Below are 10,825 nucleotides of genomic sequence, written 5' to 3' on the forward strand. Positions count from 1 at the left end.
TAATCACGACGTCGCGCCCCCAGCCAAAGGCCATCCACCTCCACCACGTGTGGACCTCGTCACAGACAGGAGCCACGGGCCACAGGTCCCAGAACTTATTCGTGAGATGCCGGAAGGTGCGTCCGGGCATGCCGAACTCGCCTTGGGTCTTTTTCGAGAGCAGCCACCTCAGGAACAGCTCTAGCAGTTTAGGCTCGTTGTCGTAACGTTGCGTGGTGGATGCGCCGCATGCCTTGCAGCGCCAACGAGTCGCCCCCGACGAGGTCTTCCCGTTGCGTTTCGTGTCGCCCCCGCACGCAGGGCACAGTATCTTCTTCATCCCGTGATTGAACCACGGAATTTAAGAGGGCGGTTTACGGCCTCTGACCTGCGGTGTCAAGTCGAAAGCGGACACACATTCTTGCCAGGCACTTAAACCTGCCTCCGAAATTTAAACGATGGTTTATCGAGGGTTTGACCTGCCCTTACACCCCTAAAACGGACACACTTTCTTGCCTATAACCCGGCATCGTCCAGCACGTCTTCCAGGAACGCTTGATCCGTTTCAAGCACCCCTAACACGATGTCGGCCAACGCCCGATAGAATCCCGTGCGTGCAACGCGTTGCACGTCGTCGGCGAAATCGGGAACCCAGTTCAGCAGATGCTCCTCGAGAAACGCACGGCGAGCCTCCAAAAGGTTCGCGCACGATCCATCGTCCCCCGCTTCCAGCGCCTCGGCGGCGCGCTCTCCCAACAGCTGCATGAACTCCAACTCGAACGCCAGATGATCCTCGGGCTCGCACGCTTCGTCCACCAACACCACCTTCGCCGCACGGTACGCCGCCAGCACTTCGTCGCGTGCATCCTGCATCAGCAGATGCTCAGGCGAGGTGTATACCGACTCGTACGGAAAAGCCACCTGCTCTCGATCCTGCGTCACGCCGATGAACGTATGCAGGAAGTCCACGGCCAAATCGCCGTGCTGGCGCTCTCCGCCTGCGTTCAGATAAGCGCACAACCCTCGATAGCCCGCATCGAGATGATCGTTGCCGCTCGCGGCAGGAAACCTCATCGCGCGCAGCCTCCCGAGAGCCTCGTCATCCACCTCGGTGCGCAACAAACGCGCCACGAACCCGTACGCCGCACTCTGCTGCCGGAGCGCCTCGGCCAAGGCGCGCATTCCCTCGTCAATCATCATGCCTCCTTCGCGGCAACGCCGCTTTCGTCGTCTTCTCCATCGCGCAGCGCTTCCAGCAAGTCGAGACCGCGCTCCGTGACATGCCAGGCATCGGCCCACTCCATTGCATCTATGCGCTCCAGCTCGCCCAGGAAATATCCGGCGAACAAGCGCGGATTCTGCACGAGCGGATGAGGGTCGATCACCGCGTCGATGGCGCTTTTGTCGCGTGGGCATTCGGCGGCGAACTCCAGCAAGGCGCGATACACCGGCAGGTAGACCGCGTCCTTGGCCAGCAGCGCCTGCGCCTTCGCGCCGATAGGATCGGAATCGAGATACGCAGCGCCGGCTTCGGTGATCGCCCATACGCCCTCGGTCGGCGCAGTCGTCACGAAGTTGCCGTCCTCGTCTACAACAAGTTCAGGTTCCCCTCCCGTTTCAAGGGCAGCTTGCGCCGCTTGCTCTTCCTCGCTGGGTTCGTATGCCAGCGCACCGTAGCGCTCCAGCAGCGCGCGCAGCTCCGCCGGACGATAGACCGAACGGTTACATCGGAGCACCTCGTCCATGATCGAGTCCAGCTCGCTGGGCGTGCGCGGCGTACGACACGCTTCCAACGCGGCCATCAGCACCTTCTGGCATCCCGGTGCAGCCTTGAACACCTCTTCGACGCTCATTGCTCCTCCTTCGTATCGCGCTCGGCCGCAGAAGGCTCGAGCAGGGGTTTCTTGGACAGGAATGGAAACGTGATAGCGTGCACGGGACACGCGTCGGCGCACTCGCGGCACTTCACGCACTCGTTGAGCGGAGCGGAAGCCGCCCGATCATGCAAGTCGATGCCTTCCGGGCACGCGTCGGCGCACCGATGGCAGCGCTCGCCGTGAGCCGCATGCAAGCACGTCCCGACGTTCGCCTGCGGCCGGAACGTGCGGTTGCCGCGCGACACCAACGACAGCAGCGCTCCCAGCGGACAGAACCGATGGCACCATTTCCGCAGCACTGCCAACTCCAGCACGAGCATGGCCGGAAACACCAGAAGCGACCAGGTGACCTCGTTGAACTGGAACACCCTCCACACCACGACGAGCGTTCCGAACGTCAAACCGACCGGGCACACAAGGCAGAACACCGGGAACCCGAACGCAGCCGTCGAGAGGATGGCCCCGCCCAGCACCCAGTTGCGCGAATCGCGCAAACCCCCGCGCTCGGACGCCGGGACATCGAGAGGCCCGGAATCCCGTGAAGAAGCATCGCGCTTCGAGGCCTTCTTTCCTCGAAACACCCGCCTCAACAACGGGACGGGGCAGCCCCAGGCGCAGAAGGCCCGGCCCAACAGCAGCGTCAGCACTATGACCATCGCCAGCCCGATGAGCAGGGGAGGGACAACCGTTCTCGAAGCAATGGCCGCCTCGACACCGCCGAGCGGGCAGAGCGCCGCAATGTCCGCGATGCCGAACGAGCTGGGCGTTCCGGTGCCGGTGTGCAACGCCAGCCCCAAGCACACGAGAGCCGCGACGCCGAGCGCGCTCAGCACGCGCAACGTCGACGCCCTCACGCGCCGCTTCCCTTCCCGTTTCATACGATCATCTCGCTCTCGCCCTCAACCGTCGTCCTCCCCAAACGCTCGTAGCGCTCGGGCGCCACCACGACAACGCCCCGCCGAGACCCGCCCGCGAACGAACGGTACACGAGCGCGGGGCACACGTTCTCGCACACGCCGCAACCGTTGCACTTCGCTGCATCGATCACCGGATGCCCGACATCGTCCAACGCGATCGCCTCGTACGGGCACGCCTTCTCGCATTCGACGCATCCTTCGAAGTACGCGATGCAGCGGTCCTTCTGCACCACCGCCACGCCCAGCTTGTCGCGCTGGGGATCGAACGACCCCAACGCCCCGGTCGGGCAGGCCGTCTGGCACTTTCCGCAGAAATCGCAGTACCCTTTGTGGAAGTCGAGCACGGGGGTGCGAGCTTGCAGCAGCCCATCCTCCACATGCGCTACCCCCACCACGTTCGTCGGGCATGCCGAGCGACAGCGGTCGCACTTCACGCATGCAGCCACCAACGCGCCTTCGTCCTGGCCGCCCGGCGGTCGCAGCAGCCCGCCCTCGCCCGCGAAGGCGATCGCCGAGGCGCCCACGCCCGCGAGCGCGGCCGTGGCGGCGGTGAATCCCAGAAAGGCTCGCCTTGTGTAGTCAGCCATACTCTCGCCTTGCTTTCATCCTCGAACCCGGGCGCCGCGCGATACGGCGCTCGGGGGATCTCCGGTTACAACGCGAACCCGAAGTAGTTCGCCACTGCCGTGCCTACCAGCCACATCACCGCGCGAACGGCGACGGAGCCCACCAGGGCGCCCGCCAGCGCCACCACGCCCAACGAAAGCGCGCCGCCGGATTTACGCGCGACCAGCACGCCGCAAACCGCCGGTGCCGCAGAACCGCACAGCACCACGGCCACCCAGAAGAGCGCGGCCTGATCGCCGAAGGCGGTACCGCTGACAAGGCCGAACGCCACCGTCAACACCAGCGACAGCGCACCGCCCGCCGCCGCGTACACGCCGGCTTTCTTCACGTCGCCCTCGTCAACCTTGAGCGCCGCACACATCACCAGGTACAACGCCGCACCTGTCGCCAGCGCCGTTCCCAAGTAGGCCAACGGAAGCGCGACGGTGTTCCAGACCGGGCGCGACGTCATCATGTACGACACGCCGCAGGCGAACGCGAACGCCACGGCCAGCACGATACCCGTCGCGGCGAGCGCCTTGCGGGCTCCGGATGATGCCTCGCGCTTCACCAGCAGCGCGTATACCGCGATGCAAACCGCCAGCAGGCCCAGCAGCAAAGCTTCCAGGAAGATGCCCGCCGTAGGATGAGCCAGCACCGCCATCATGCGATCGACGTGCGACAGGTGCGTAGCCGACGCGATGCCGCCCACCACCAGCAGCGCCACCGCCACCGCGCATGCCGGCAAGCGCACCTTCGACGCCGCGCCTCCGCGAAATTCATCGAGGGCCGTGCAGGCGAACAGTCCGGCACCGCATCCCGACAGCACCGTGAACAGAACCAAAGACCACTGGATCGTCATGGCTACTCACCTTCCTTCCAAGCGGCGCGTTTCGGCGACAGAATGTAGTGCGTCGCCGGATGGTTCCCCACATCTTGCAGGGTGTGGATGCTGGCGGGATCGGCCGCGGCAAGAGCCTTCGACGCATCGGACGAGGGGTCGTCGATATCGCCGTAGAACCGGGCGCCGGCCGAGCACGTGCGCACGCACATGGGAAGCTCGCCGTTCTTGGACAAATGCGCGCACAGCGTGCACTTCTCCACCACGCTCTCGGCCGCGTTCCATGAACGCACGCCGTACGGGCAGGCCATCATGCAGTATTTGCAGCCGATGCACTTCTCCTTGTCCACCAGCACCATGCCGTCGGCGTCGCGATAGCTGGCCCCGGTGGGACACACGTTCACGCAGGGCGCATCCTGGCACTGCTGGCACATGGTGGGCAGGAAATACATCTCCAAATCGGGATATTCGCCGAAAGGCCCGCGTTCCACCACCTTGTTCCAGTACTCGCCCAATGCGATATTGTTCTCGTTCTTGCAGGCGATCTCGCAGCCGTGGCAGCCGATGCAGCGGTCGAGATCGACGACGATAGCGTAATGAGCCATTATTTGAACACCACCTCAGTGGATTCGCTGAATTCAGGCATCCACGGTTCGAAATCGGTCGGGTTGATCCATGCGCCTTCAGGCGCGCCTTCGGGAGCCGGGTACACCTTCACCGTGAAGCCGCGCAGCGTGTACGTGCCGTGCTCGGGGCTGTAACGCCCGTCGGTCTTGGTGAGGATGTTCACGTTCATCTCAGTCCAGGCCTTGCTCGGCGTGTCGGTGTCCAGGTACTCGGGATTCCAGAAGCGTTCCATGTGCACGGCGTCTTTTGCGATGCCCGCCGTCACATGCGCCTTCCCGCGCACCTTGCCGCGACGGCTTTCCACCCACACCCACTGCTCGTCCTCCACGCCGTACTTCTCGGCGGTCTCGGGATGGATGCTGACCAGCGGCACCGGATACAGCTCGCGCAGATACGGAATGTTGCGCAACGTGCCGTGATGGTAGTGCGGAATGCGTCCCTGGGTCAGCATGATGGGATATTCCGTATCGGTGAGGTTCGTCTCCTCGGGCTCCAGATAGTAGATCAAAGGATCGTAATCTTCGTCGGCCGGCGGCATGACGTAGGATTTGCCCTCGGCGCTCGCCCACGGCTCGCCCGTGCGGCCTAGCATGAGCGTGCCTTCCGAATACGGCTCGACCTTCTTGGACGGCGTGTTCCAGCCCTTCTCCTTGCCCGTCTTCGGATCGATGGTCTTGTAGGTGTAATACGTCAGGTAGTCTTCCTTGGAGATCCACTCGTACGCGCCCATCTCGGCCAGTTCGTCCCAGCTCATAGGCAGCGAGCCCATATGGAAGTCCATCATTTCCTGCTGGCCGCGCCAGTACACCAGATCGGTGCCCAGCGTTGCCAGGTATTCCTTGTCGAAGGCCTTCTGAGCGAACGGATTGCCCAGCTCGGCGCAACGATGCGCGATCTCCGACCAAATGACGCCCTCGTTCACCGTTTCGTACAAGTGCACCACCGGCTGGCGGATGATGATCTTGTTCGCATGGGCGATGGTGAAATAGCTCTCCAGCCACTCCTGCGTGGGCAGAACGTAATCGGCCGCTTCGATGGTGAAGGCCGTGGGGTACATGTACAGATGGCAGATCATCTCCATCTTGTCGATGATCTCGGACAGCTGCCCCGCGTTGCCGATCATCGCATGCTTGTTGCCAGAGCGTTCCATCCAGTTGCGCGGCTGGTACGGCTCGCCTGTGGTGATGGCCTTGAACACCGTGGGGATGTGCGCATGCGACCAGATGCCCAGGCCCTTGTGCTCGCGATACCCTAGGCGCTTCTCCAGCATATCGCCTGTGACCAGCGTGTTCATAGTGCCGAGATCCACCTTGTTCGGCGGGTCGGGGAAACGCTGCAGCAGCGCGCCCGGCTTCTCCACGTTGCCCAGCAAGAACTCCAGGATGCAGGCGCCTTCCGTACCCTGGGCCGACTGAGGGGTCATGTCGGTGGCCACGCCCAGAACCAGGCCGGACGGCGCGTTCTCCGCGTAGATGCGGATGGCCTTCTCCACCTGGTCCTTCTCAAGGCAGCATACCTCGCAGCCCTTTTCGAGCGTCCATTCGTCCACGCGCTCCTGCAGCAGCGTGAACGCCGTGGGGTATTCGACGCCGTCGATCTCGTACGTGCCGAAGAACGCGGGGTCCAGCGCTTCGTCGTACGGCCATGGCAGCGCCTTCGCGGAGTTCGTCTTCTGATCCCACACCACGAACGTCTTTTCCGCATCTTCCGCATCGGCTTCGCCCAGGCCCACTTCGTAGGCGCGCAGCATCTTCTTCGTATCGGTGTCGATGAGGTACGGCAGGTTCGTCCAACGCTTGCAGAAATCTTCGTCGTACAGCTTGTTCTCGATGATGTAGCGGATCCACGTCATCATAAGCGCCACGTCGGTTCCGGGACGAATGGGCAGCCACACGTCGGCCATAGCCGCATCGGGCGTGAAGCGAGGGTCCACCACTACCATGTTGAGCCCCTGCTCGCGTGCGCGCAGCTCGGCAATGGCGCGCCCCGAACCGCTGGGCGCGTGGTAGCTGGTGCAGGTGCCCCACATGACCAGCGTCTGGATAGGATTGTCCTCCGGGAAGTACAGCGACGAACAGCCGCCGTACTTGGAATCGGCCATCGACGTGGTGCCCGACTTGCTGCCGCCGTACATGAGCGAGAACGTGGCCATGCGCGGCAGGAAGCACTGCGCGCAGCCCGGCTCGAAGATGTTCGGCGATCCCAACGCCTGCGTGAAGCGACACGGCGAGCTGAAGTGCGGGTTCCCGCCGCCGCCCGTAGAGGTCACCAGCGACTCGCCGCCGTACTTGAAGAAGTCCTGCGTGAGCTTCTGCGCGATCTCCTCGATAGCCTGATCCCAGCTGATGCGCTCGAAGCTGTTCGTGCCGCGCTCCCCCACGCGCTTCATGGGGTACTTGTTGCGACAGGGGTTGTACAGCGCTTGGATGCCCGAAAGGCCCTTCGCGCACAGGCCTCCGCGGCTGATGGGGCTTTCCGGATTGCCTTCGAGCCGAATGACGCGTCCGTCGCGCACCGTCGCGATGACGGCGCAGCTGCAGATGCACGCTTGGCACGAGGTGTAGACCTTCTTTGTTTGGGAGGTCGTCTCGTCGGCATGCGCTTCGCGGAACGTCGCGCCGTCGACCGCCGTCGCGCCGAATGCGGCAAGCGCTCCGGTGGCGGCTGCGGCTTTCACGAACCCGCGCCTCGACATGTTGAGCTGACTCATACACATCGCCTTTCTCTCTCGTCTCCTTACGGCCGCAGGGGTAGAACGTTCCTGCGACCTTCACGAGAGAGATTGTGCGCGCGACGAAGGCGCTCGCCTATCGCCTGGAAGGGCTAAACCGGCTGACTGCAGGAGTAAACTGTCTTTTCATCAGGAGAAACAACCCTTAGACAAAGCAATGGCCGCAGAGGCGGCCATCGAGGGGAGGCGAGATCGTTAACGGCTCAGCGCATCACATGCTCGGTGGCGTCGATGAACTCCTGACGCGTGTGCACGCCCGTCTTGGCGTAGATGCTGCGGATATGCGCCTTCGCAGTGTTGTCGGAGATGACCAGCGCCTCGCCGATGGACTTCGCATCGCGGCCGCGCAGCATAAGCTCGAACACTTCGCGCTCGCGTGCAGTGAGGTTGTGATCGGCCGCGAACCCATCGGCATCGACCCCGGACCCCATCTCGGCGATCACCTCCTCGGAAAACATGTCGCGAGAGTCGTCTGCGACGACGGCATCGCGAACGACATCGAGCCCGTCCGATACCGACGATTTCGGGGCCACCGCTTCGACCGCCAGCCATCCCGCGCTGGTGATCTTGCGCACATCGCTTTCCCTGAAAATCAGCATGGATGCTGCCACCAGCAAAAACGCCAACACCAAGCCGACGATGAACGACTCAGAGCCATCCATCTCGGCAAGCGGGTAACCCTGCCCCACGACGAGCCCTGCCAACGAACCGAGCGCGAAAACCGAGCGTCCGTACCCGAACACCTGAATCGAACTCCAATAATCGCTGCGAGCCAAATACGTCAGCAAGCACCACATGAACAGAGAGAACAAGCAGTACACCAGCACGATCACCGCCGCAGCGGCCATATTGCCCGCATCCGACGAGAACACCACCACCACGGCCAGCACGAGCATGAGCACGAGCGGGTAATACGCCACGCCGAAATCGAACGATTTGAGCAAGCTGCTCACCAGCACCAACACGAAGCTGACCAAAATGACCAGCGACACGCCTATCGTGCCGCTCGCTAACGACGCCTCGGCATCTTGCAGGGCGAAAGCGCCCTTCGACAGGTTCGCCATGAACGTGAGCAGGAACACCACTACGAGGAAGCGCGCGAACGCGAAGACGCTTGCACGACGCGTGGCCGCATCGATGTCGGCCGCGCGGCGACGCACAAGTCCGCGCGTCGCGTCCGCGTCGGACTCGAACAGCGTCATCAACGCGGCGGCCAACGGCAATAGCGCCGCCACCAACAGCGCGATCTGCGGCACAGTGCCCACCACGAAGAAGAAGACGAGCCCGGAGGCCAACTCGGACAGCGCCGTGTTCGTCACGGCCACCACCGGACGCGTCGCCGCGTAGATCTGACCGGCGCGTACGGCAATGAACGCGGTGCCGACGCCCGTTAGGAGCGCTCCCGACACGAACAGCAGGTTGGCTCCGTCAAAGAACAGAAACGCGCCCGCATATTCCATCAACATGCCGACCGACGAGATTACGCCCGCAAGGCACATAACGCCCTTGCGCGCCAAAACGAGAGAAGCCTTTTCATGGAACAACGCCAACAGAGCCGCGACCAGCGCGAATGCAACGGTCGACCAAGCATACATGGAGAACGAGCACGATGCGGACCCTGTCCCGTTCGCTACGTAGCTCCAGATCGGCGCCGTATACACCACGAGGATCCACGAACGCCAGAAACAGTACGTCAGGTATTTCGCCGCCGGCCAAGCCCTCATACGTCCCCCTCGCCCCTTCGGCACCCGACATCACCCGTCAATGCCGTCGCCATACGTCCCATAGTACTTCATACGCTCGCTTCGATACGTTCGCGGCAAGATTAAACTCGCAAGCGAGAGGAGTAAACTCCCCTGCCCGCCTCCCCTACAGCGGCCGTCTGGCTTCGATAGCGCGGCCGAGGGTAACCTCATCGGCGAACTCGAGGTCGCCGCCGACGGGCAGGCCGCTGGCGGGACGGGTGACGGCGATGCCGAGCGGCTTGATGAGTCGGGCGAGGTAGGTCGCCGTGGTCTCCCCCTCAACGTTGGGGTTCGTGGCCAGCACCACTTCGCGCACCTCGTCGGATGCGAGGCGCTTCATAAGCTGGGCGATGCGCAGCTCGTCGGGGCCGATGCCCTCCATCGGGGAAAGGGCGCCGCCCAGCACGTGGTACACGCCGTTGTACACCGCGGTGCGCTCGATGGGCGGGATGTCGCGCGGCTCGCTGACCACGCAGATGATGCCCGCGTCGCGCTTGGACGACTGGCAGATCTCGCACAGGTCGTCCTCGGCGTAGTTGAAGCAGCGCGAGCAGAAGCGCACCGTTTCCTTCACCTCGGCGATGGCCTCCGACAGGCGCAGCGCCGTCGCCTTGTCGGCGTTGAGGATCCAGTACGCGATACGCTGCGCCGACTTCGGCCCCACGCCCGGCAAGCGCTCAAGCTCGTCGAGCAGTTTCTGAATGGACGGCACAGCGTACATGATCGCGATTCTATCCGAACCAGGTTACATAAGGCCCGGAATGTTCAAGCCGCCGGTCGCGGCGTTCAACCGCTGGGAGCTGATTTCGGACACGCCGCGCAGCGCCTCGTTCACCGCGGCGGCCACCATGTCCTGCAGCATCTCGACATCCTCGGGATCCACGGCCTCGGGGTCGATGACGATGCTGTCCACGGTCATGTCGCCGTTCGCAACCACCTTCACCATGCCGCCGCCGGCGGTGGCCTCGAACGTCATGTCCTTGATCTCCTCTTGGGCGCGCGCAAGCTCGGCCTGCATCTTCTGCGCCTGCTTCATCATGGCGCCCATGTTACCGCCGCCGCCGGGAAAACCGCCTCGTTTCGACATCGTCGTCTCCTATCTGTCATGGTCGTTTCGAACAAGCCGCATACGTGCGGCGAACTAGCTGTCGCGCTATTCTCTCACTTCTTCGACGCGCACGCCATCGCCGAAACCGGCGGCCAGAATGGCCTGCAGCTCTTCGGGCGATTGCTGCACCGCAGGCTCGGGCGTCGCCGACGTGCGAGCATCCACCGGAGCCGGAGCCGCGGGAGCCGGGACGGCAGCAGGCGTCGGCGCCGAAGCTGGATCCGGAGCAGGCGCGGGCGTCGGCGCGGACGAGACGTAACCGTCGTCGTACGGAACCACCTCGTCCTCGTACGGAGGTATGTCGTAGTCCGGCACGGGCTTCGGGCGCGGCGCGGGAGCAGAAACCGCCGGAGCCGCCTGCTGAGGCTGCTGCGGGCGCTGGGCCGGAGCAGGC

10 protein-coding genes and 2 pseudogenes are annotated in these 10,825 nt (G+C 63.7%); all 12 read right to left on the reverse strand.

The genetic code is table 11. From position 1 onward, the window contains the following. Positions 1-319, reverse strand: a pseudogene (locus HMPREF1023_RS05315) (IS256 family transposase); the annotation flags it as partial. 176 nt (positions 320-495) lie between these two features. Further along, positions 496-1,176 (reverse strand): molecular chaperone, encoded by a 681-nt coding sequence (locus HMPREF1023_RS05320; protein ID WP_009305155.1) that lies wholly within the window; start codon positions 1,174-1,176, stop codon positions 496-498. Next, a complete protein-coding gene (locus HMPREF1023_RS05325; protein ID WP_009305156.1) occupies positions 1,176-1,832 on the reverse strand; it encodes a hypothetical protein in 657 nt (218 codons plus the stop codon). The genes HMPREF1023_RS05320 and HMPREF1023_RS05325 overlap by 1 nt, the downstream gene beginning before the upstream one ends. Further along, positions 1,829-2,710 carry a 4Fe-4S binding protein gene (locus tag HMPREF1023_RS05330; RefSeq protein WP_227101319.1) on the reverse strand — a complete coding sequence of 294 codons (882 nt, stop codon included), beginning with the start codon at positions 2,708-2,710 and terminating at the stop codon, positions 1,829-1,831. Before HMPREF1023_RS05330 ends, HMPREF1023_RS05325 begins: the two co-directional genes overlap by 4 nt. Before the next feature lie 20 nt (positions 2,711-2,730). After that, positions 2,731-3,360, reverse strand: coding sequence for a 4Fe-4S dicluster domain-containing protein (locus HMPREF1023_RS05335; RefSeq protein ID WP_009305158.1), 630 nt, complete (start codon positions 3,358-3,360; stop codon positions 2,731-2,733). 65 nt (positions 3,361-3,425) lie between these two features. Continuing rightward, complete coding sequence (locus tag HMPREF1023_RS05340; protein WP_009305159.1) at positions 3,426-4,241, reverse strand: DmsC/YnfH family molybdoenzyme membrane anchor subunit; 816 nt, start codon at positions 4,239-4,241, stop codon at positions 3,426-3,428. Positions 4,242-4,243: 2 nt separating this feature from the next. Further along, on the reverse strand, positions 4,244-4,825 hold the full coding sequence (locus HMPREF1023_RS05345; protein ID WP_009305160.1) for a 4Fe-4S dicluster domain-containing protein: 582 nt from the start codon (positions 4,823-4,825) through the stop codon (positions 4,244-4,246). Next, on the reverse strand, positions 4,825-7,557 hold the full coding sequence (locus HMPREF1023_RS05350) for a molybdopterin-dependent oxidoreductase (protein WP_009305161.1): 2,733 nt from the start codon (positions 7,555-7,557) through the stop codon (positions 4,825-4,827). Before HMPREF1023_RS05350 ends, HMPREF1023_RS05345 begins: the two co-directional genes overlap by 1 nt. Before the next feature lie 224 nt (positions 7,558-7,781). Continuing rightward, positions 7,782-9,302: a response regulator transcription factor gene (locus tag HMPREF1023_RS05355; RefSeq protein WP_009305162.1), complete on the reverse strand. Its 1,521-nt coding sequence runs from the start codon at positions 9,300-9,302 to the stop codon at positions 7,782-7,784. Positions 9,303-9,447: 145 nt separating this feature from the next. Next, the gene (recR, locus tag HMPREF1023_RS05360; protein ID WP_009305163.1) at positions 9,448-10,044 is read right to left on the reverse strand and encodes a recombination mediator RecR; all 597 of its coding nucleotides are present in this window, start codon (positions 10,042-10,044) and stop codon (positions 9,448-9,450) included. Positions 10,045-10,068: 24 nt separating this feature from the next. Further along, positions 10,069-10,410: a YbaB/EbfC family nucleoid-associated protein gene (locus HMPREF1023_RS05365; protein WP_009305164.1), complete on the reverse strand. Its 342-nt coding sequence runs from the start codon at positions 10,408-10,410 to the stop codon at positions 10,069-10,071. 66 nt (positions 10,411-10,476) lie between these two features. After that, positions 10,477-10,825 (reverse strand): annotated as a pseudogene (locus HMPREF1023_RS05370) (DNA polymerase III subunit gamma/tau); the annotation flags it as partial.

Source organism: Eggerthella sp. 1_3_56FAA (genome assembly GCF_000185625.1).
GTDB classification, from domain to species: Bacteria; Actinomycetota; Coriobacteriia; order Coriobacteriales; family Eggerthellaceae; genus Eggerthella; species Eggerthella lenta.